Source organism: Nocardia sp. NPDC058480 (assembly GCF_042720495.1).
Lineage (GTDB): Bacteria > Actinomycetota > Actinomycetes > Mycobacteriales > Mycobacteriaceae > Nocardia.
Genome location: NZ_JBHXMN010000005.1, coordinates 169,904 through 189,865, shown reverse-complemented (window position 1 = coordinate 189,865; position 19,962 = coordinate 169,904). Strand labels below are relative to the sequence as shown.

Annotated in this window: 18 protein-coding genes; 4 read left to right on the top strand and 14 right to left on the bottom strand. The window is 68.3% G+C overall.

All coding sequences use genetic code 11. The features are described from left to right. Positions 1 to 70 precede the first annotated feature (70 nt). Together ACFWO8_RS15025 and ACFWO8_RS15020 are read right to left on the bottom strand one after the other, a co-directional pair. On the bottom strand, positions 71 to 1,207 hold the full coding sequence (locus ACFWO8_RS15025; RefSeq protein ID WP_378950139.1) for a glycosyltransferase family 4 protein: 1,137 nt from the start codon (positions 1,205 to 1,207) through the stop codon (positions 71 to 73). Beyond that, complete coding sequence (locus tag ACFWO8_RS15020) at positions 1,204 to 2,265, bottom strand: glycosyltransferase family 4 protein (RefSeq protein ID WP_378950137.1); 1,062 nt, start codon at positions 2,263 to 2,265, stop codon at positions 1,204 to 1,206. The genes ACFWO8_RS15025 and ACFWO8_RS15020 overlap by 4 nt, the downstream gene beginning before the upstream one ends. Before the next feature lie 221 nt (positions 2,266 to 2,486). Between ACFWO8_RS15020 and ACFWO8_RS15015 the strand changes: the two genes are divergently transcribed. Further along, positions 2,487 to 3,323, top strand: a complete 837-nt coding sequence (locus ACFWO8_RS15015) for a glycosyltransferase family 2 protein (protein WP_378950135.1) — start codon at positions 2,487 to 2,489, stop codon at positions 3,321 to 3,323. 65 nt (positions 3,324 to 3,388) lie between these two features. Here the strand turns inward: ACFWO8_RS15015 and ACFWO8_RS15010 are convergent, their stop codons facing one another. Further along, the gene (locus ACFWO8_RS15010) at positions 3,389 to 4,021 is read right to left on the bottom strand and encodes an MspA family porin (protein WP_378950133.1); all 633 of its coding nucleotides are present in this window, start codon (positions 4,019 to 4,021) and stop codon (positions 3,389 to 3,391) included. Between the two features lie 211 nt (positions 4,022 to 4,232). Beyond that, a complete protein-coding gene (locus tag ACFWO8_RS15005; RefSeq protein ID WP_378950131.1) occupies positions 4,233 to 5,321 on the bottom strand; it encodes a methyltransferase domain-containing protein in 1,089 nt (362 codons plus the stop codon). Between the two features lie 14 nt (positions 5,322 to 5,335). On the opposite strand from ACFWO8_RS15005, the gene ACFWO8_RS15000 reads away from it, so the two are divergent. Beyond that, the gene (locus ACFWO8_RS15000) at positions 5,336 to 5,899 is read left to right on the top strand and encodes a dTDP-4-dehydrorhamnose 3,5-epimerase family protein (RefSeq protein WP_378950129.1); all 564 of its coding nucleotides are present in this window, start codon (positions 5,336 to 5,338) and stop codon (positions 5,897 to 5,899) included. Here the strand turns inward: ACFWO8_RS15000 and ACFWO8_RS14995 are convergent. From ACFWO8_RS14995 to ACFWO8_RS14980, 4 genes are read right to left on the bottom strand one after another with little or no spacing between them, the layout of a single operon-like run. Then, the gene (locus ACFWO8_RS14995) at positions 5,877 to 6,911 is read right to left on the bottom strand and encodes an NAD-dependent epimerase/dehydratase family protein (RefSeq protein WP_378950913.1); all 1,035 of its coding nucleotides are present in this window, start codon (positions 6,909 to 6,911) and stop codon (positions 5,877 to 5,879) included. The genes ACFWO8_RS15000 and ACFWO8_RS14995 overlap by 23 nt on opposite strands. A 2-nt stretch (positions 6,912 to 6,913) precedes the next feature. Next, positions 6,914 to 7,576, bottom strand: a complete 663-nt coding sequence (locus tag ACFWO8_RS14990; RefSeq protein WP_378950127.1) for a PIG-L deacetylase family protein — start codon at positions 7,574 to 7,576, stop codon at positions 6,914 to 6,916. Next, positions 7,561 to 8,337 (bottom strand): glucose-1-phosphate cytidylyltransferase, encoded by a 777-nt coding sequence (locus ACFWO8_RS14985; RefSeq protein ID WP_378950125.1) that lies wholly within the window; start codon positions 8,335 to 8,337, stop codon positions 7,561 to 7,563. The genes ACFWO8_RS14990 and ACFWO8_RS14985 overlap by 16 nt, the downstream gene beginning before the upstream one ends. An 8-nt stretch (positions 8,338 to 8,345) precedes the next feature. After that, complete coding sequence (locus ACFWO8_RS14980; RefSeq protein ID WP_378950123.1) at positions 8,346 to 9,611, bottom strand: methyltransferase domain-containing protein; 1,266 nt, start codon at positions 9,609 to 9,611, stop codon at positions 8,346 to 8,348. Between the two features lie 486 nt (positions 9,612 to 10,097). Here ACFWO8_RS14980 and ACFWO8_RS14975 point away from each other — a divergent pair, with 486 nt between their 5' ends. Further along, positions 10,098 to 11,597 carry a sugar transferase gene (locus ACFWO8_RS14975; protein WP_378950121.1) on the top strand — a complete coding sequence of 500 codons (1,500 nt, stop codon included), beginning with the start codon at positions 10,098 to 10,100 and terminating at the stop codon, positions 11,595 to 11,597. A 52-nt stretch (positions 11,598 to 11,649) separates the two neighbouring features. Here the strand turns inward: ACFWO8_RS14975 and ACFWO8_RS14970 are convergent, their stop codons facing one another. The 3 genes from ACFWO8_RS14970 to ACFWO8_RS14960 are packed head-to-tail and all read right to left on the bottom strand — an operon-like array spanning position 11,650 to position 14,831. Next, entirely contained in the window at positions 11,650 to 13,281 is a 1,632-nt protein-coding gene (locus ACFWO8_RS14970; RefSeq protein WP_378950119.1) for an ABC transporter permease, read from the bottom strand. Then, a complete protein-coding gene (locus ACFWO8_RS14965; RefSeq protein WP_378950117.1) occupies positions 13,278 to 14,207 on the bottom strand; it encodes an ATP-binding cassette domain-containing protein in 930 nt (309 codons plus the stop codon). Before ACFWO8_RS14965 ends, ACFWO8_RS14970 begins: the two co-directional genes overlap by 4 nt. A gap of 3 nt (positions 14,208 to 14,210) precedes the next feature. Beyond that, positions 14,211 to 14,831: a TetR family transcriptional regulator gene (locus ACFWO8_RS14960; protein ID WP_378950115.1), complete on the bottom strand. Its 621-nt coding sequence runs from the start codon at positions 14,829 to 14,831 to the stop codon at positions 14,211 to 14,213. Positions 14,832 to 14,932: 101 nt separating this feature from the next. Between ACFWO8_RS14960 and ACFWO8_RS14955 the strand changes: the two genes are divergently transcribed. Beyond that, positions 14,933 to 16,864 carry an acyl-CoA dehydrogenase gene (locus ACFWO8_RS14955; protein ID WP_378950113.1) on the top strand — a complete coding sequence of 644 codons (1,932 nt, stop codon included), beginning with the start codon at positions 14,933 to 14,935 and terminating at the stop codon, positions 16,862 to 16,864. 34 nt (positions 16,865 to 16,898) lie between these two features. On the opposite strand, the gene ACFWO8_RS14950 is transcribed toward ACFWO8_RS14955, so the two are convergent. From ACFWO8_RS14950 to ACFWO8_RS14940, 3 genes are all read right to left on the bottom strand, one after another. Then, entirely contained in the window at positions 16,899 to 17,459 is a 561-nt protein-coding gene (locus ACFWO8_RS14950) for a phosphatase PAP2 family protein (protein WP_378950111.1), read from the bottom strand. A 64-nt stretch (positions 17,460 to 17,523) separates the two neighbouring features. Continuing rightward, positions 17,524 to 18,402 carry a nuclease-related domain-containing protein gene (locus ACFWO8_RS14945; RefSeq protein WP_378950109.1) on the bottom strand — a complete coding sequence of 293 codons (879 nt, stop codon included), beginning with the start codon at positions 18,400 to 18,402 and terminating at the stop codon, positions 17,524 to 17,526. A gap of 96 nt (positions 18,403 to 18,498) precedes the next feature. After that, on the bottom strand, positions 18,499 to 19,896 hold the full coding sequence (locus ACFWO8_RS14940; protein ID WP_378950107.1) for a DUF2252 domain-containing protein: 1,398 nt from the start codon (positions 19,894 to 19,896) through the stop codon (positions 18,499 to 18,501). Between the last annotated feature and the right edge of the window lie 66 nt (positions 19,897 to 19,962).

The following is a 19,962-nucleotide window of genomic DNA, read 5'->3' as shown; positions in this document are numbered from 1 at the left end:
GGTTTCCGGGGGGACCGCCTGTACGTGCGGGAAGACGTCGGTGGTGACGGTGGCCAGGTAGCGATCGTGCTCAGTCACCGCGGGTCACCATGGTGTCGAGGAAGTCGGCGACCGTCCGGGCACTGGTGTGGATGTCGAAGTCGCGCGCGCGGTCGCGACCCGCGATGGCGAGGCGGGCACGGTCGGCGGGGTCGTGGAGGAGGGTTTCCAGCGCGGCGGTGAGGGCGGCGACGTCGCCACCGGGGACGAGCAGGCCGTCGATCCCGGTGCGGATGATCTCGGCGGGACCGCCCGGTGTCGCGGCGACCACCGCGCAGCCCGCGGCCATGCCTTCGACGACGACCTGCCCGAAGGGCTCCGGCAGGACCGAGCAGTGCACGAGAATGTCCGCGGCGGTGAGATATTCGGCGGGGTCGTCGACATGGCCGGTGAATTCCGCGGCCACGCCCAACTCGGCCGCGAGCTTCTCCAGCTGTGCGCGGTACGGTTCCTCGCAGAAGAACGTGCCGCCCACCAGGACCACCCGGCCGGGCCGCACGCGCAGCGCGGCGATCGCGCGCAGGAAGACGTCCTGGCCTTTCCACGGACTGAGCCTGCCGACTACGACGACAACAGCCGCCGCGGCCGGGCGAGTACGCGGAACCGCTGGTGCCGCAGGCAGTTCGACACCCGGATAGGCGATCGCGGTAGCTGGTCCGGCGGGCAGGGTGGCAGCGGTCGCGCGGCTGTTGGCCAGCTGTCCCCGGCACACGAGCCGGGCCAGCACGCGGATCGCCAGCGCGGGAAGCTTGCCGAAGTAGTCAGGGGAGACCCGGTCGTGGACTTGCCACACCAGGGGAACACGCGCGCGGCGCGCGGCGACAGCGCCGAGGACCAGTGCCTTGGTGCTTTCGGCGACGACCACATCGGCGCGGGTCTCGTCGACGACCGCGCCGACGGCCCAGCCCAACCGCAGCAGGGCGATGAAGCCGATGATCAGTCCGAGCGCCCCGGTACCGATACGCATGGCGCGCGAGTCGAATTGTCCCGCTACCACCCGGGTTTCGATGTCACGGGCCCGCATCCGGGCCACCATCGGTCCGTCCTCGGTGTAGATCATGGTGACCTGATAGCGGCCGGTGGCGCGCAAGGCGTCGAGCAGTCGCAGCGTGGCGAGTTCGGCGCCGGACGGTGCCGCGGTGTGTGCGAGGAAGACAGCCCGGGTCATCGCAGGTCCCGATACAGGGCAGCGTGCCGGTCCGCGGCGATGTCCCAGGTGAAGGTCTCCGCGTGCGCGCGGCAGGCGGCCGGGTCGGGGACCGTGCCGTCGAGGGCGGCGACGAGCCGGGCGGCGAGCGCGTCGGGCTCGCCGGCGGGGACGACGAGGGTGGGGTCGAGACCGCGCACGGCATCGGGCAATCCGCCACAGTCGGTGACGATCGGCGCCCGGCCCGCGGCCAGCGATTCCAGGGCGATCAGGCCGAAGCCCTCCAGCGCGACCGTCGGCACAACAGAGACGGCGGCTTCGGCGTACAGCTCGGTGAGCCGGTCGTCGCTGACCCGGCCGGTGAACTCGACGGTGCCCGCGAGCTGCGCCGCCTCGGCGCGCAGATCCGCTTCGGCGGTACCGGTGCCGACGACCACGAGTCGAGCGTCGGGATGCGCGGCCGATACCCGCGGCCAGGCCCGCAACAGCACATCGATACCCATGCGCCGCTCGAGCCTGCGCACGCACAGCACAGTCCGGGTCGTGGCGGTGGTGTCGAGCGGTGCTGCGCGGAATCGGTCCAGGTCGACGCCGGGCGCAATGATCGAGATCCGGTCGGCGGGCACGTGGTAGTCGCGTTCGAGCACGTCACGGAAGTGGCCCGACAGCACGATGAATCGGTCGGCGCCGCGGTAGCGCAGTCGTTCGAACAGGTACTTGGCCCGCACGGCACGGGCCGATTCGCCGGCCATCGCGCTCTCCTGCGCCCACGGCCCGTGGAAGTGGACCACCAGCGGCAGCTTCGTCGTCGCGGTCCGGGCGAGGGGGCCGTACAGGCAGAAGTGCCGGTCCAGGACGGTGCCGGGGGTGAGTTCGGAGCGTGCGAGCAGCGCGGTGCGGGTGCGGTGCAGTGTCGAACCGCCCGTCGGTCCCCATGATCCGGCGCTCGCGTCGTCGGCGGTGCCGAACGCGGACGCGGTCACCGTCATCTCCGGCTGACGCGCGAGTGCTCGATACAGATCGGTGAAATACCGGTTGAGTCCCCCCGGTGTGGAACCGAACCATTCCGATCCGGTCATGTGCACACCAACCATGGCGGTCGCAGTCGTCAACCCCGGCACCCTTCATCATGTGTCCCGCGAAGTGCATCCCGACCGGCGAATTCGCTATCAGCCCACAGTCTAGGGGAGTAACCACGTTCGGGCCTACCGGGCGGCAGACATTAGGGGGGTGGGGTAGATTCGTCGCAGGGGATGGCGGGGGTGCAACAGGGCATACCCCGGTGACAGGGAGTGCGACGATGGTTTCCGCGTTGACGGTGTGTGTGCCTGCCTACGACGCCGAGCGGACGCTCGCGGTGACTTTGGAGTCGGTGCTCGCCGAGGACGCCGACTTCGAACTGCTCGTTCTCGACAATGCCAGCGCCGACCGCACCGGCGAGATCGCCCGCTCCACCGGCGATCCCCGGGTGCGGGTGCTGCGCAACGAGTCGGTGCTGCCGATCGGGGCGAACTGGGACCGAGTGATCCGGGCCGCGTCCGGTGATCTGGTGAAAGTGGTGTGCGCCGACGACGTCCTGCGCCCCGGCGGGCTGACCGAACAGTGGGCGCTGATGGCCGACTCGTCGGTCGCGATCTGCGCGGGACGTTTCGATGTGATCGATGAGCAGGGCGGCTTGCTCGAGACCGACCTCGGCCTGCCGGGCTTGCTCGGGCGCCGCACGCCACGGGAACTGGCCAAGGTCATCGTGCGTCGCGGTCCGGCCGAGTTCGGGCCGACGGCCGCGGCGATGTTCCGGCTGGCCGACTACCGGCGCGTCGGCGGCCTGCGCCCCGACCTGGTGTTCCCGATGGATGTCGACCTGTTCGCGCGCGTCGCCACCGGCGGTCACTTCGTCGGGATGGACCGGATCGTCGCCGCCTGGCGCAATTCCTCGTTCAACCTGTGCAGTCGCACCACCACCAGGTCCAAGCTCACCGACATGTACCGCTTCCACCATCGGCTCGTCGTCGACCACCCCGAATTGGTGACGCGCGCGGATGTTCTCACCGGTGACCTGCGCCTGGTCGGCCAGATCATGGAGCGGGTCAGGGTGCGGACACTGGGTGCGGTCGGCGCGGTCCGCCCGGGCGAATGAGCTAGCACCGAGACCTACGGCGTCCCAGTGCCCCGGCGAGTGAATGCCCGCCGGGGCAACGAGGATCAGATCGAGAAGGTCTTGCCGTAGGTGACGACGGTGTCGCCGCCGGACCCGACGATCTTCACGAACGGGCGGACGTTGGTCTGGCCGAGCACGCCGGTGACAGTGCCGTGGAAACCCGAAAGGCGAAGCACGCCTTCGGCTCCCGAGATGTCTCCACCGGCGACCTCGACCTCCTGGATGCCGGGGCCGAAGCCGACGGCGAGTTCGATGCCTGCGCGCGGGATGAGGCCGTCGATCGTGGCGCTCGGATCGGAGCCGATCTCGACGCTCAAGCCAGGGGTCGACCACTCGAACTTGATTCTGCCGTCGAGGGTGGCGGGGTAGCCGACCTGATAGCCGATAGTGATGCGGCCGGACCAGGCTTCGGCCTCGGGGCCGGTGACCAGGTAGGAGGCCGCGCCGCTGTGGAACCACTCACGGGTGAGCGGATTGCCGTCGAGCGGTGCGACGAAGTCGATCCTGGTGTCGGACTGGATTGCTTCGACGGTGCGGTTCTTGCCGTCGAGAACGACACTGCTGCTGTCGATTCCGGCAGCGGCGGAGCCTGACCCCATGGCGAGACCGACGGCGACGGCCGATGCCATCGCCGCGATCCGGAGCGCGCGCGGTACGAGCACGGTGATTCCCCTCATCAGATTTCTTCCCCTGGCTATCCGCCCGCCGAACGGTGCGTTCGACGCCGCTTCCCCCTGCGATCCGGGCACCGGCCACCGCGACGCTGCGACGGTCCAGCAGTGACCGGAGCTCGATCATGGTGCGGCGCTGGGCGATCCGAGTATCCCATGGGATCCGATCATGCGCCGATCTACGTAAGGTTGTCTATGCCACAGCCTCGGCGCGAGACTATTGTCGGCGTGGGCCCGCCGGATCGTCGATCATCCACCGTCCGGCGAGTTCGGGCAGTCCGGTGCTCACCTCGGCGAGCAGGTCCGGCAGCGTCAACAGCACCACGTCGGGCTCGGCGGCGACGAGTTCGGCGGGGGAGATGATGGGTACATCGGTGCCGGGCATTCGGCGACCCTGTTTGCCGGGCGCGGCGTCGGCGACACCGGCGAGCAGGCCGCGGTGCGCGCCTGCCATGCTCAGCAGGGCTACCGCCCGCGACGCGGCACCGTAGGCGTAAACCCGATCGCGATGTGCGGCAGCAGCTTCCAGCCAGCCGCGGAGAGCACGGACGTGGCGGTCGACCGTCTGCTGCAGCGCGGCGGTCGAGCTCAGCGCATCGGCTTCCGTCGCGAGAATTTCTTCGACGCCTGCGTCCGGAGCGTGGTCGCCGTGGCGAACCGCGAGGAGCACGGTGCCGCCGTAGAGGTCGAACTCCCACGCGGTGACCACACTCATTCCCGCGGCCCCGAGCAGAGTGCACAGGGTGGACAACGAGTAATACGCGAAGTGCCCGTGCCGCAACGCATTCCACTGTCCCTGCGCGACGATGGCGGCCAGGGAGTGGTACTGCACGAGCAGGACACCGTCGGGAGCCGTCGCCGCGGCACGTGCCGCGAAGGCCGCCCGCTGATCGGGTTCGTGCATGATGCCGAAGCAGTCGAGCACCACATCGGCCGGTCCGCCGGTGTTCTCGGTGAAGCCGTGCGCGGCGAGCAGGGGCAGCCAGGTGCCGCCGTGGGGGCTGCCGAATTCGGTCACCGTCGAACCACGCAGCAGCCCAGCGGCGAGCACCAGACGCACCGCCGCGGCGGCCTGCTCGCGCAGGGCCAGGGGTTCGATGCCGCGGGGTTCGGCTGTGACGGTGTCGTCGTCGGCGAGTTGAGCAAGGCCGCACGCCGCGCACTGGTCCATCCGCAACGGATGACCGGATTCGGTGTCGGCGACCGGAGTGTCACGTGGCGGAAAGTGGTCCGCCGCCGGGACCGAGCCCAGGTCGAGAAGGGGAGTGAGCGCGGTCTTCGCGCAGCCGCGGCATCGGCGGGTCATGACAAGATGTCCTCGTGCGTATCGAGCGGACCGAATTGGCTGACGTGGTGGTTCTCGTTCCCGAACCGTTCCGCGACGATCGCGGGTTGTTCACCCGCACCTTCGACGCGGGCGAGTTCGACGCCCATCTCGGGGTGCCGGGCGCGGCGGCGGCCTTCGTGCAGGATTCGCAGTCGCGGTCGGTGCGCGGGGTGATCCGCGGCATGCACGGACGCGGTGGGCGCGGCGAGGCCAAGCTGGTGCGCTGCGCGCACGGCGCCGTCCACGACGTGCTCGTCGACATCCGCCCCGGATCGCCGACTTTCGGTGCACGCCAAGCCTTTCGGCTCGACGACGAGCAGTTCCATCACCTGTACGTGCCCCCGGGTTTCCTGCACGGATTCCAGGCGCTCACCGAGATCGCCGACGTCTGCTATCGCATCGACCGTCCGCACGATCCCGCCGAGGACCTCGGGGTCGCCTACGACGACCCCGAGCTGGCCATCGACTGGCCGCTGCCCGTCGGCCCCGTCTCCGCGCGTGACGCGGGAGCTGGGAGCTGGCCGGCGCTGCTGGCTACGCTGACGCCGACGCACTGATCCGGCGCAGCTGTGCGTCGAGCACTCCGGAATCGCACAGGCCCTGCAGATGCGGCAGCCGGGTGAACCGGCGGAAGAACGCGTCCGAGGTGAGCCCGCGCGCGGTGTACTCGGTGAACAGCTCGGCCGCACCCGCGGGCACCGTCCACTGTGCCTCGAAGCCGAGAACCTCACGCGCGTAAGAGAAATCGACCCGGTAGGACCGTGGGTCCGCGCCGCTCTCGCCGGTGATCAGCAACCGTGAGCCGGGCACCGCGTCGACCACCGAGGCGGCGATCTCGGCGACGGTCAGGTTGTTGACCTCGGTGCCGATATTGAACGCCCGGCACGAGACGTCGGCGGCGGGCGCGGTGAGGCAGGTGGCGAACGCGGCGGCGATGTCGGCGGCGTGTACCAGGGGGCGCCACGGGGTGCCGTCGGAGAGCACCTTCACCTCGCCGGTGAGCACCGCGTAGCCGACCAGATTGTTGAGCACGATATCGGCCCGCAGTCGGGGCGAGAAGCCGAAAGCCGTTGCGTTGCGCAGGAACACCGGGACGAAGCCGTCGTCGGCGAGGGCGGCCACATCGTCTTCGACGCGCACCTTGCTCTCGGCATACGGGGTGATCGGGCGCAGCGGGGCGTCCTCGGTGACGAGCTCGGCACCGGCCGCGCCGTAGACCGAGCAGGTCGACGCGTAGAGGAACCGGGAGACCCCGGCCTCCTTGGCGAGGCGGGCCAGGCGCACCGACGCGTGATGGTTGATGTCGTAGGTGATCTCCGGCGCCAGGGCGCCGAGGGGATCGTTCGACAACGCGGCAAGATGGATCACCGCGTCGAAACCGCGCAGCTGTTCGACGGTCACCTCGCGCAGGTCCACCGCCAAACCTTCGGGGTCACCGGCGAATTCGCCGAGCAGGCAGTCGGCGAAGTAGCCGATGTCCAGGCCGGTGACCCGGTGGCCCGCCGCCCGCAGCACCGGCACCATCACGGTGCCGAGATAGCCCTGGTGCCCGGTGACCAGTACCCGCATGTTCACGTCTGTTCCCATCTGATGATCGCTTTGTCGAGCACGAACGCCTCGGCATACGGTGCGTGGCACTGCACGCCACGCAGCCGGGCCAGTCCGAGGAAGGCCTGTTCGTCGAACCAGTCGCGGCCCGTCTGCGACGGATAGTGCTTGTGCAGCAGTCGCGACTTCTCTTGTGCGAGTTCGTGGCTCAACGGGTGGTAGAGCGTGGGAGCCGGGGTGTCGGTCTCCCATTTGAGGATCTCGTAACCCAGGGTCAGGTGATCGCGGAACTCGGTCGGCACCAGTTCGGCGAGCAGACGGTGGTCCTGGTGGGCGTCGCCACGATGCGGTGCGAACACCACCTCGGGTTCGCCGCCACGGCGAAAGGCCGCCAGTGCGTCCTTGATCCGGTCCCAGTGCGCCGGTGCGCGGCCGTCGGGCACATCGAGGACCCGCAGGTCGGGTTCGGTGCCCGAGCAGAACGCGGTCAGTGCCGCGCGTTCCTCGTCCTCGCGTGCGGTGCCGCCGCCGGAGAGCACAAGGGCCCGGATCTCGACGTCGGGATCGGCACCGGTGAGCGCGAGAAGTGTTGCCCCCATGCCGATCGCGATGTCGTCGCAGTGCGCGCCGAGCACCGCGATCCGGCGCGGTGGGCGGGTGAACAACCCGATCACGGCTGGTCCCACACCATCCACGGCCGGGTGCCGTTGCGGTAGGCGTCGTCGAGTTCGGCGCGTTCCTTGAAGGTGTCGGCGGGCTTCCAGAAGCTCATGTGCTGATACCCGAAGAGCCTGCCCTGCCCGGCGAGGGCGCCGCACGCGTCGGCCACCAGATCGCCGCCCGGCGGCAGGAGATCGAAGATCTCCTGGCTGAGTACGAAGTATCCGCCGTTCTCCCACAGGGGCATCTGCGCCACCGGCACGATGTCCTTCACCTCGCCCGTCGGTGAGATGTCGACGCAGTGGAACGAGGACTGCGGTGGCACCACCATCATCGACGCGGCCGCACCCGAGGCGCGGAAGCGTTCGATCATGGTGTCCAGTGGTGCGTCGGTGAGGACGTCGGCGTAGTTGGCCAGGAAGTACTCGTCGCCGTCGAGGTGCTCGCGCACGCGGCGCAGGCGCTCCCCGATCGCGGATTCGACGCCGGTGTCGACGAAGGTGATCGACCAGTCGCTGATGTCACTGCCGAGCAGTTCCACCGCACCGTTGCGGATCACGAAGTCGTTGGACGCCGACTCCTGGTAGGTGAGGAAGAAGTTCTTGATGTGTTCGGCGCCGTAGCCCAGACACAGGACGAACTCCTTGTGGCCGTAGTGCGCGTAGTAGCGCATCACGTGCCACAGCAGCGGGCGCGGGCCGACCAACTGCATCGGCTTGGGGACGACGTCGTCGGATCCGCCGCGCATGCGCATGCCGTATCCGCCGCAGAACAGTACGACCTTCATCAGTTCGTTCACTTTCCTTCGGAGTGTGCGCCGGCCGCGACCGGTTCGCTGATTGTCGTGCCGCGATGCAGCACCGGCAGCGGATAGATCAGTTCGCCACCCCACTCAGCGACCTGGCTGAGTTGGGCGGTGATCTCGGTTTCGAGATTCCACGGCAGGACCAGCACCACATCGGGCCGGTCGGCGTCGATGCGCTCCGGCGGATGGATCGGGATCCGGGTGCCGGGGGTGAATCGGCCGTGCTTGTAAGGGTTGCGGTCCACGGTGTACTCGAGCAGGTCGGGCCGGATACCGCAGTAGTTGAGCAGGGTGTTGCCCTTGCCCGGCGCGCCGTAGCCGACCACCCGCTTGCCCGCCGCGCGGCAGTCGAGCAGGAAACGCAGCAGCTCCTGGCGGACCGACTCCGCGCGGGCGCCGAGCGCGGCGTAACCGGCGGGCTCGTGCAGGCCCGCCGCCCGCTCGAGGTCGAGGACCTCGGCGACCCTGGCACTCGGTTCGGCGACGGCGTCGGGGCGTGCCCACAGCCGGATCGAGCCGCCGTGGGTTGCCAGGAGTTCCACATCGACGACAGTCAGGCCGGCGATCGCCAGCGCGCGCTGCGCCGAATGGACGGTGTAGTACTGGAAATGCTCGTGATAGATGGTGTCGAACTGGCCGAGCTGGACCAGGTTCAGCGCGTGATGCACTTCGATGCTGCACCAGCCGTCGTCGCTGAGCAGGGTGCGCAGCGCGTGGGTGAACCCGCGCAGGTCGGGCACGTGGGCGTAGACGTTGTTGGCGACCACCAGGTCGGCCGGGCCGTGCTCGGCGCGGATCCGTGCGGCCGAATCCTGTTCCAGGAACGCTGTTTCCGTCGGCACGCCGACCTCGCGGGCGGCCAGGCCGACGTTGACCGACGGCTCGATACCGAGGCAGCGGATGCCACGGGCGACCGCGTGCCGCAGCAGATAGCCGTCGTTGCTGGCCACCTCGACGACGAACGAATCGGGGCCGAGGCCGAGTCGCTCGGCGGTGGTGGTGACGAACTGCTCGGCGTGCCGGACCCAGCTGTCGGAGAACGAGGAGAAATACGCGTACTCGGTGAAGGTGTCCTCGGGGGTGATCAGCGCCGGGATCTGCAGCAGCAGGCAGTCCTCACACAGCCGCAGGTGCAGCGGATACGTCGACTCCGGCAGGTCGAGTTCCGCTACGGCCAGGAAACTCTCGCACGGCGGAGTAGCACCCAGGTCGAGCACGCTCGTGAGCCGTTCGGAATCACAGAGTCGACATTGCACGTTAGAGCCCCCACCTTCTTGCACGTTCACCCAAGCTGTCACGGCTCATGCCGGTCATGCCGGAAGTCGGATCGACCGGCCGAGACGTTACAGCCGCGGGCGCTAGGGGGTGCCCCGAAACGTGCGGGGCAGAAAGAGATTCATGGTATGTTTCGAAGTTCGACCAGGTCGATACGGCACCGGCAAACCGCTGGCGAGCGCGACCATTCCTCATTCTTTGTGATGCCGATCACTCATGAAGGTGATTGTCCTGCATTCATAGCGAAAGGTAATAGCAACTCGGTGATAGCTGCCCCATCGCGCTGTGATGTGGCTAACCACTGGAATCCGTTGCGGCGGTGAGTCTTCGGCAAGAATGCCTGCTCGGGGTCTGTAACAATCAGCGGGCGGGTATCGAATCGACGGAAGTAGGACGGCCGCAACGGCCGCGTTCCGGTCTGCGGGGATCGGGAAACGATTCGTCTCCCGAAGGGGAGGTGTGGGTTCATGAGCTACGAGCTCACCGGTACTGGCGACGTCGATGTTGTCAACGGTGTCCAAGCGCTGCGCCGTACGCAGCGCGAGAGTTGGCAGACCGCGTTGGTCCAGCGGTTGGTCGTGACCGATGTGGTCGCGGTGTTCGGGGCGGTCGCGGCCGCGCAGGTGATCCGCTTCGGCGGGCCTGCCGCGCCTCCGCTGGCCTGGCCGCTGCCGTATGAGGTCGGCTACTCCGTGGTGTCGCTGGCTTTGGCCGCCGGGTGGCTGGCGCTGCTGCACGGGTACGGCAGCCGGACGCCGCAGGTGGTCGGCACCGGCAGCGAGGAGTTCCGCAGGCTGGTGTCGGCGACGCTGCGGCTGTTCGGTGTGCTCGCGATCCTGGCGCTGCTGTTCCGGGTGGAGGTCGCGCGTGGCTATCTCGCCATCGCGTTGCCCGCCGGGCTGCTCGCACTGGTCGCTGGGCGCTTGGCGTGGCGGTGGCGGCTACGACGGTGGCGCGCGCAAGGCCGGTGTCACACCGCGGTGCTGGTCGTCGGTTCGCCGGAGGCCGCGCACGCGATGGCGTCGGCCTTCACCGGCGATCCCGGCTCGGGCTACCGCGTGGTCGGCGTATGCGTGCCATCGGGATCGATCGGCGCGCAGTTCGATACGACCGACGGGCCGTCGGTGCTCGGGGACGATCGCTCGGTACTCGAGGCGGTCCGCCGCGGTGGGGCCGATTCGGTGGCCGTGGCCGCGACCGATCATCTGGGCCCCGCCGAATTGCGGCGAATGGCATGGGCATTGGATCCACTGGGCGTCGATCTGATCGTGGCCCCCGGTGTCGTCGATATCGCGGGGGGTCGGTTGACCAACCGGATTGTCGCGGGAATGCCGATGCTGCACATCGACCCGCCGCGCTACGGACGCGCGAAGTCGAGTCGTAAAGCGTTGTTCGACTTGTGTTTTGCCGCGATTGTGTTGGTCCTCATCGCGCCGATGCTGGCCGCCATCGCGATCGCGGTGAGGATGACGAGTGCGGGACCGGTGTTCTACCTGTCGGAACGGATCGGTCGTGACGGAATTCCGTTCCGGATGATCAAGTTCCGCAGCATGCTCGTCGATGCCGACAGCGCGGTGGAGGCGCTCATCGACCGCCACGGTGGGAATCCGTTGTTCTTCAAGGTCAAAGACGATCCGCGGGTAACCGCTGTCGGCCGGTTCCTGCGCAAGTACAGCCTCGACGAGTTGCCCCAGTTCTTCAATGTGCTGCGCGGGGACATGAGTGTCGTCGGCCCGCGCCCGCAGGTGCAACGTGAGGTCGACAGCTATGACGGGGAAATGCGACGGCGGCTGCTGGTGAAGCCGGGCGTCACCGGGCTGTGGCAGGTCAGCGGGCGGTCGGATCTGTCGCCCGAGGATTCGGTGCGGCTCGACCTGTCCTATGTCGAGAACTGGTCGATGGTGCTGGATCTGGCGTTGATCGCGCGCACCATCGGGGTGGTCACCCGCGGCGACGGCGCGTACTGAAGCCGCGGTGGTGAGTCGAACTCACCACCCCGGCTTCAGTACACGCCCACCGTCAGCGCAGGTCGCGGCGGCGGAAGGCCATGAGTCCCACAAGGATTCCCGCTCCGGCGAAAACCGTCAGGTAGGCGATCGGTGCGATGTCGAACGCCGCGCCCGGCAGCTTCGGCGGGTGGACGAAGGGGACCAGATCGAGGATCCACTGGGAGAAGCTGCCCAGCGAGCCGAGCAGGAAAATCACGATCATCGCGCTCAGTACGCCCCAGGCAAGCGCCGCGTACTTCGGCAGGGCGCCGAACAGCAGCATCGCGATGGCGGTGATCACCCAGACCGCGGGCAGCTGCACCGCGACCGCGCCCAAGGATTCGCCGACTTTGCCGGGGAGGTCGCCATCTGTCGCACCCCAGACGATTCCGATGGCGAGGCTGGCGGCCAGCAGTGTCACGACGGGTCCGCCGATCGCGAACAGCAGGTGGCTCGACGCATAACGCACGCGCCCCACCGCGGCGGCCAGGACCGTCTCGGCGCGGCCCGAGTTCTCCTCCTCGTGCAGCCGCAGCACCGCCGAGACCGAGTAGGCGGCGGCCGCGGCGGCCAGCATGGTGACGGCGTAGGCGATGAACGACTTCTCCAGATCAGCCGACCCGCCCATTGAGGTGACCACGTCCTGCAGGGTGCCGCTGTCGTCGAGCATGCCGCCGATGCTGTTCACCGCGCCGCCGATGAGTAGGCCGTACAGGGCGAATCCGGTCGTCCAGGCGACGAGCGAACCCCGCTGCAATCGCCAGGCCAGACCCACCGGACCCGTCAGTGACGTGCCCGCGGTGGCCGGTCCGGGGCGCTCGGCCAGCAGGCCCGCACCGATATCGCGGGTCCGCAACAACCGATAGGCGAGCAGGGTCGCGCCGGTACCGAGGGCGGCCAACGGCACGAGCGCCCACCAGCGTTCGTCGGCGAACGGACGGACCTGCAAGCACCAGCCCAGCGGCGAAAACCACGACAGCACACCATTTCCCGCGTCACCGACCGCACGCACCGCGAACGCGGCGCCCAAGCTGCCGAGCGCGATGCCACGGGCGAGCCGGGCGCCGGTGCTGACCTGAGCGGCGACGGCCGCCACCGCACCCCAGACGACACCGGATGCGGCGAGCGCGGCACCGAAGGCGACCGAACCCGCGACAGGCAGATCGGTGGCCATCAGTGAAGCGGCGCAAGCGATTCCGGCGACCGCCGATGCGCCGAAGGTGAGCAGAAGTGCTCCGGTGAGGCCGGCGAACCGGCCGATGCTGGTAGCGCCGACCAGTTCCGCGCGCCCGGTCTCCTCCTCGACCCTGGTGTGACGGATCACCGTGAGTACCGCGGCGATCGCGATCATCGCGTACATCGCGCCGGCCTTCCACGTGCCGATGGAACCCAGTGCCGAGCTGAAAACCGGTCCGTACATGGCGATCAGCGCCGGGCTCGCGGCCGTGGTCGCCGCGAAGTGATCGAGCTGTTGCGGTGTGGTGTAGATGTCCCTGATCGAGACGATCTGCAGCGCGGGCATCAACCCGATCAGCAGCGACCACAGCGGGGCGACCACCCGGTCGCGGCGCAGGTACAGGCGCAGCATCTGGCCGGTGCCCGCGAATTCGCCTGCGGTGCGCGAGGTTCCGGTGAAACGGGGGAGAGCGGCGATAGTGGTCATGCCCGCACCTTCTCGGCGGTCTCGGTGTCGTCGACGTGGTAGTGGCGCAGGAACAGATCCTCCAGCGTCGGCGGCGCGCTGGTCAGGCTGCGAACGCCCGCGTCACCGAGTACCCGGATCAGGGCGCCGAGATGGTCGGCGTCGACCTGGCAGCGCAGCGTCGAGCCGTCCTGTTCGACATCGCCGACACCGGGCATCGCGCTGAGATCGCCGGGATCGCCGATCAGATCGGCGGTGATGGCGGTGCGGCTCAGGTGGCGAAGGTCGTCGAGTGAACCGGATTCGACCGTGCGGCCCGCCCGGATGATCGTTACCCGGTCGCACAGGTGCTCGACCTCGGACAGGATGTGGCTCGACAGCAGTACCGTCGCGCCGCGCGCCGCAGCGTCGCGCACACAGTCCTGGAAGACCTGTTCCATCAGCGGGTCGAGACCCGATGTCGGTTCGTCGAGGATCAACAGGTCCGCGTTCGCCGAAAACGCTGATACCAGTGCGACTTTCTGCCGGTTGCCCTTGGAATAGGTACGCGCCTTCTTGGTCGGGTCCAGCTCGAAGCGTTCGATCAGCTCGTCGCGCCGTGCCTCGTCCAGGCCGCCGCGCATGCGGGCGAGTAGATCGATCGTCTCGCCGCCCGACAGTGACGGCCACAGAGTGACATCGCCTGGGACGTAAGCGATCCGGCGATGCAGCTCGACCGCATCGGTCCACGGGTCACGGCCGAAGACCATGGCTTCGCCGCCGGTCGCGCGCAGGACGCCGAGCAGGATTCGGATGGTGGTGGACTTGCCTGCGCCGTTGGGACCGAGGAAACCGTGGATTTCGCCGGTACCGACATGTAGGTCGAGTCCGTCCAGCGCGGTGAAGCGGCCGAACGTCTTTCGCAGGTCCGCGACATCGATGACCCGGGCGGGGGTGGGTTTGGGCATCGTCTACTCCTCGAAAAGGGTGTCGAGCATGGTGGAATCGGTGAGCAATCCTTGGGTGTAGAGCTCGAGCGCCGGAAAGGTGATCTCGTCGGAGAGCTCACGAATCGCCTTGCGGTAGTCGAGTTTTCCTTCGCGTTGCATGCGCATCTGCAGATAGAGGTTCATGGCGCCGACATGGCAGAGCACGATGTAGCGGGCGCGCGCCGCGTGATTGCGACTCGGCTTGACCTTGCCCGCGTCGACGGCGGTCTGCATGTACTGCTCCGCGTCGGTGATCATGTGCTCGAGCAATGACTCCGAGAGCGCGCCGCCGGCCTGGAAGCTACGCAGCATGTAGGCCACCAGGGGGGCGTACATCTCGATCTCGGCCATCGCGGTGAGCATCCCCGCGGGACCCGGTGCCGCGATCGCACGCAGCTTCTCGTCGCGGATGATCTCGAGCACACGATCGTCGCAGACCGCGCGCAGGCCGTCCTTGGAACCGAAGTGATGGTTCACCAGGCCGGGCGAGACGCCGGCTGCGGCGGCGATCGCCCGAACTCCGACACCGAAGCCCTGCTCACCGAACAATTCGATCGCGGCATCGCGAATCCTGGCTGCGGTAGTGAGATCGACTGAACGCATGTTCAATATATTAAACGCGCGTTCAATCGGTTGGCAAGACTTTGGCCCGAACCGAGTTTCGGGCCTGGGTGACTGTTCGTCGGCGGGCTAGTGTCGAAGCCATGGCTACCGGCACATCGACGACGGCAGAACATCTGCGCGCAGCGCTGGACGGACCGTGGCGCACGGTCAGGGAGCAGGCGCGCACGCAGCTCGCCGGCGAGGAATTCACCGACGACCCCGAACTCGACATCCACGCGGCCAGGGCTCGCGTGCTCGACCAGATGCGCGTCATCGCGACCATGGGCTATCCCGAGCGCGGCTTCCGGTCCGAGAACGGCGGCACCGGCGACCCAGGCGGTGCGGTCACCGGGCTCGAGATGCTGGCCTACACCGACCTGTCGCTCTGGGTGAAATCCGGTGTGCAGTGGGGGTTGTTCGGTGGCGCGGTGGAGAACCTGGGCACCGAACGACACCGCGACTTCATCAAGCGCCTGATCTCGCTCGATCTGCTCGGCTGCTTCGCGATGACCGAGTCGGGGCACGGCAGCGATGTCGCCGATCTGGAGACCACGGCCACCTACGATCCGGCCACCCAGGAATTCGTCATCAACACCCCGACGCCGTCGGCGCGCAAGGACTACATCGGTGGCGCCGCGGTTCATGCCCGGATGGCCGCGGTGTTCGCCCAGCTGATCGTCGGCGGCGAGAGTCAGGGCGTGCACTGTCTGCTGGTGCCGATCCGCGACGACCGCGGCGCGGACCTGCCCGGCGTGACCACCTACGACGACGGCCTCAAGGGCGGGCTGCCGGGGGTCGACAACGGCCGGATCGTCTTCGACCAGGTGCGGATCCCGCGCGAGAACCTGCTCAACCGCTACGCCGACGTCTCCCCGGAGGGCGCCTACAGCTCCGAGATCGAGAACCCGAGCCGCCGCTTCTTCACGACCCTCGGCACGCTGGTGCGTGGCCGGGTCAGCGTCGGTGGCGCGGGCGCCGCGGGCGCGCGGGTGGCACTGAGTATCGCCGTGCGGTACGCGCTGGCGCGCCGCCAGTTCGCCGACCCCGACACCGGCGAGGAAACCCTGCTGCTGGACTACCGCAGCCATCAGCGCAGGCTGCTGCCATTGGTGGCGAAGTCGTTCGCGCTGGCCTTCGCCCAGAACGACCTCGTTCGCCGGATGGATCTGATCCAGCGCGGGCAAGACACCGAACCGAGCTCACAGCGAGCGCTGGAGAAACGTGCCGCAGGTCTGAAGGTCGCCCAGACCCGCCACGCCACCCGGGCTATTCAGGAATGCCGCGAAGCCTGCGGCGGCGCGGGCTATCTCACCGAGAACCGCCTGGTCACGCTGAAGGCAGACACCGACGTGTTCACCACCTTCGAAGGCGACAATGTCGTCTTGACCCAGCTCGTGGCGAAGGAACTGCTCACGGCGTACTCCGACGAGGTCCGCGACCTCGACGCGCTCGGCTGGGTGCGTTTTGCCGCCACCATGGCCGGTGACGTGGTGCGGAAACGCTCCGGTGTGCGTCAGCTGATCCAGACCCTGCGCGACCGCAACGACGAGACCGTCGACGAGGGCGACCTGTCCAAACGCGATGTCCAGCTGCAGTTGTTCGCCGACCGCGAGGACTACCTGCTGCGCACCGCCGCGCACCGGCTGCGCGCCCGCGCCGCCGACACCGGCCCGTTCGAGGCATTCAACAACGCCCAGGACCACATCCTGGCCGCCGGCGCCGCGCACATCGACCGCCTCGTGCTCGAGGAGTTCGTCGACGGCATCGCCGCCATCGAGGACCCGGACGCGAAAGCCCTCGCTGAAACAGTCTGCGACCTCTATGTCTACGCCTCGCTGGAGGAGAACCTGGCCTGGTACATCATGCACCGGTTCATGTCGGTGGAGCGGGCCAAGGGTGTGCGGCGCGGGGTCAACGAACTGGTCGACCGCCTGCGTCCCGACGCGCTGACCCTGGTGGAGGCGATGGGCGTGCCCGAGACGATGCTGCGCGCCGAGATGCTGCACGACGCCAGCGTTTTCGACCGCCGATAGCGTGCGCGCCGCGCCTTGCCCGTCCAGCGGCGGGCTAGGCGCGGTTTCGGGTACGTAGCGCATCGGAGATCCAGCACAGGCCGATCGCCATCGCGGCCGCCGCCGCTGCCCCGCCGAGGACATCGGTGGGATGGTGGTATCCCAATTCGGCCATGCCGGGAGTGATCGCGATCAGTGCGAGCACGGTCAGCGTCGCCACTACGATCCGTGCCCGGAGGTCGGTCACCAGGCACGCGAAAGTTGTTGCGACAGCGACCATATGGACGGTGTGTCCGCTCGGATAGGCAAGATGGTCGTCCAGCCGGCGATCCCACAGCGGTTTCAGCAACCAGGTGTTGACCGCCAACGCGATCTCGGGAACCACCAGCATGGTCACGGCCCGCCACCACTGCCGCCGTAGCGCGAACCAGGCACACGCGGCCAAGAGCAGCGTCACAACCACCGGCGCGTTGCTCGGCGCGACGAGCACCTGCGCGAGGCCGGGGGAGACGGTGTCCTCGGACACCACGGAGTCCAGCTCGCTCGCTCCGCCGTGCGCGGGGAACGTCAACGGAATCGCCGCGGTGAGTGCGGCACCGGCGCCGATCGCCGTCACCCGGACAACGGTGGCAGTGCGACGTCGTTCGATCACGGACGCGACGACTGCCGCCCGGCCCCGCTCAAGCCGGACCGTAGGTGAGCACCGCCGTGACCAGGAACCACAGCACCCACACGATGGCCACGATCATGCCGAGGGCGAGGGTGATCCGCAGGAACGCCCGGCCGAAATCGAGATCGCCGCCGACCCGCGGATACAGCTTCCACGGGCTGTACCACGGCGCGACCATGCCCCGGGACTGCGCTTGGCGTTCGAGCTCGGCCTGCTCCTCGGCGTAGGCCTCCGCGGCCGCCTGGGTGGGCCCGCCGTGCCACAGCGTCACATCGATGGGGCCGAGGAAGCCCTCGTTGAGCAGGTCCTGTGGTGCGGGCAGGAACGGCAGGATGCCGAGGCCGCGGAACGCGATGGCGATGTCGTTGGCCGTCCAGAGATTGTGTTCCTTCTCGGCCAGCAATTCGAAGTACATCTCGAGGCGGTGCGGGTCGTCGGTGACGATCACATCGAAGCTCGGGTCGCTCCAACCCTGGTGCACGTCGATCTGGGCGCCGGGCATCGGCACGATCAGGCCGAGGCCGTGCACCGCGCGCTGGCCGAGCCCGCGGGCGGCGAGATAGTCCTGCAGGGCGAAGGTGTGCTCACGTGACCGCTCCAGCGGCGTCGACTTCTCCGAACCCGCGAACTGGGCGAGCTCCCCGGAGACCATCCACGGGCCGTTGAGCGGGATCTCCAGCACGCCGTCCTGCGGGGCGGTGAACGTCTCCGCCTCGATGATCACGCAACTGGTGGGGGTCCAGACCACCGCGTCGAACTGGTGTAGCCGATCCTGGTGGAACAGGCTGCAGTTGATCGTGGCGACGCCGTGCGGGCTCGACGGGTCCTTCCATGTTCGCAACCAGTCGATCAGTGCCGCCTCGGCATCGCTGCCTGCCGCATTCTGCACGCGCACGAGCATGGAGACCGCCCTTCGTTGGTCGTTGGCGCGGCACTCGGCACACGCGAACTGTGCCGAGAACCGTTGGCGTACATCGTAGCTGGGTCAATCCTGTTCGGCGTCGAACGTGCCCGCGGCGACGGCGGCGACGAGGTCGGCGTGATCGGCCTCGGTGCGGTCGGCGTAACGCACCGCGAAGCGTGCCACCGATTCCTCGAACCGGTCGTCATCGTCGTCATCGGTTTCCAGATAGCCGGCGAGCGCGCGCGGATCCAGCGAGCGGGCATGCGCGCGCGCCAGCAGCGCACCGGCGAGTCGACCGTAGTCGTCGAGATCGTCGGCCGACAGCGTCGCCGGGTCGATACTGCCCTTGAGATTGCGGAACTGGCGCACGATGAACGGCAGCGATTCGTCGAGCTCGATGGTTGTCCAACCGAGCAGGATGTCGGTCTCGGACTGCACGGTCCGCGCGCCGACCACGATCCGCTCGCCCTCGTGGCGGGGCGCGGTCGATGGCAGGAACGGGCTGAGTGCGGACGGCCGCGCCTGCTTGACCTGCAGTACCACCGCCTCACCGTCGTTACCGTGCAACAGCGCCACATAACTGTGCAGGCCGACGCTGCCGGTGCCGACGATGCGAAACGCCACATCGGAGACCGCGAACCGGGCCAGCAGATTGCGCCGGGACTCCCGGATGGTGCTCGCGTAGCGTTCCAGGCCGTCGATCACCGCTTCCGACACCTGCGCGTCAACGGGAGTCAGCACGGGCGGGTCGCTGACGAAACGATGCTTGCGGATATCGGTCTCGTGATCGTCGAGGTGCTCGGTCCACTTCGCCACCACTTTGGCGCTGGTGTTCTTGCGTGCCTTCTTCGCGGCCTTCTTGAAGTCGTCGAGCAGGTCCTCGGCTTTGGCGCTGGCCAGGATCGACTCGTCGGGCAACGCGGTCCACGACTGCATGAACGGCATATCGGCCAATTCGTCGACGGTGTGCCGGTAGGAACGGGCGGCATCGCGTGCCGCGCGCAGGCAATCGTCGGCGTCGACGCCGCCTTCTCGTCCGGCCAGCACGAGGCTGGCCGCCAGGCGCTCCAGATCCCACTCCCACGGGCCCATGACCGTCTCGTCGAAATCATTGATATCCATCACGATTTCGCCACGTTGAGTGCCGTAGAGGCCGAAGTTGGCGGCATGAGCGTCACCACAGATCTGCGCGGCCAGACCGCTGTCAGGTCCGGCGGCGAGGTCGGCCGCCATCAGGCCCGCGGCGCCGCGGAAGAAGGTGAACGGCGAGGCGATCATCCGGCCGATCCGCAGCGGAATCAGCCGCTCGATCCGGCCACGGTTGCTGGTATCGATGAACTCGCGCACCGTCGGCCGCTCGGAACTCTCCGCGGCACGGTCGCGCTCGCTGACAGGCACCCGTTGCCTGGCAGCCCGGCCACGCTCGCGGGCGTCCTCGGCGGAGACGTAGGAGCGCAGATCAATACCACTGTCGGACACGACTGCCCAGGTTAGCCGGTCGCAGCATGGTGAGCAGTGCCACGCTCGATACGCAGCGGAGTTGAC

Coding starts and splice junctions, on each gene's coding strand:
- ACFWO8_RS15025 (WP_378950139.1), bottom strand. CDS start 1,207: ATGACCCGGGCTGTCTTCCTCGCACACACCGCGGCACCGTCCGGCGCC.
- ACFWO8_RS15020 (WP_378950137.1), bottom strand. CDS start 2,265: ATGACCGGATCGGAATGGTTCGGTTCCACACCGGGGGGACTCAACCGG.
- ACFWO8_RS15015 (WP_378950135.1), top strand. CDS start 2,487: ATGGTTTCCGCGTTGACGGTGTGTGTGCCTGCCTACGACGCCGAGCGG.
- ACFWO8_RS15010 (WP_378950133.1), bottom strand. CDS start 4,021: ATGAGGGGAATCACCGTGCTCGTACCGCGCGCGCTCCGGATCGCGGCG.
- ACFWO8_RS15005 (WP_378950131.1), bottom strand. CDS start 5,321: ATGACCCGCCGATGCCGCGGCTGCGCGAAGACCGCGCTCACTCCCCTT.
- ACFWO8_RS14995 (WP_378950913.1), bottom strand. CDS start 6,911: ATGCGGGTACTGGTCACCGGGCACCAGGGCTATCTCGGCACCGTGATG.
- ACFWO8_RS14985 (WP_378950125.1), bottom strand. CDS start 8,337: ATGAAGGTCGTACTGTTCTGCGGCGGATACGGCATGCGCATGCGCGGC.
- ACFWO8_RS14975 (WP_378950121.1), top strand. CDS start 10,098: ATGAGCTACGAGCTCACCGGTACTGGCGACGTCGATGTTGTCAACGGT.
- ACFWO8_RS14970 (WP_378950119.1), bottom strand. CDS start 13,281: ATGACCACTATCGCCGCTCTCCCCCGTTTCACCGGAACCTCGCGCACC.
- ACFWO8_RS14965 (WP_378950117.1), bottom strand. CDS start 14,207: ATGCCCAAACCCACCCCCGCCCGGGTCATCGATGTCGCGGACCTGCGA.
- ACFWO8_RS14960 (WP_378950115.1), bottom strand. CDS start 14,831: ATGCGTTCAGTCGATCTCACTACCGCAGCCAGGATTCGCGATGCCGCG.
- ACFWO8_RS14955 (WP_378950113.1), top strand. CDS start 14,933: ATGGCTACCGGCACATCGACGACGGCAGAACATCTGCGCGCAGCGCTG.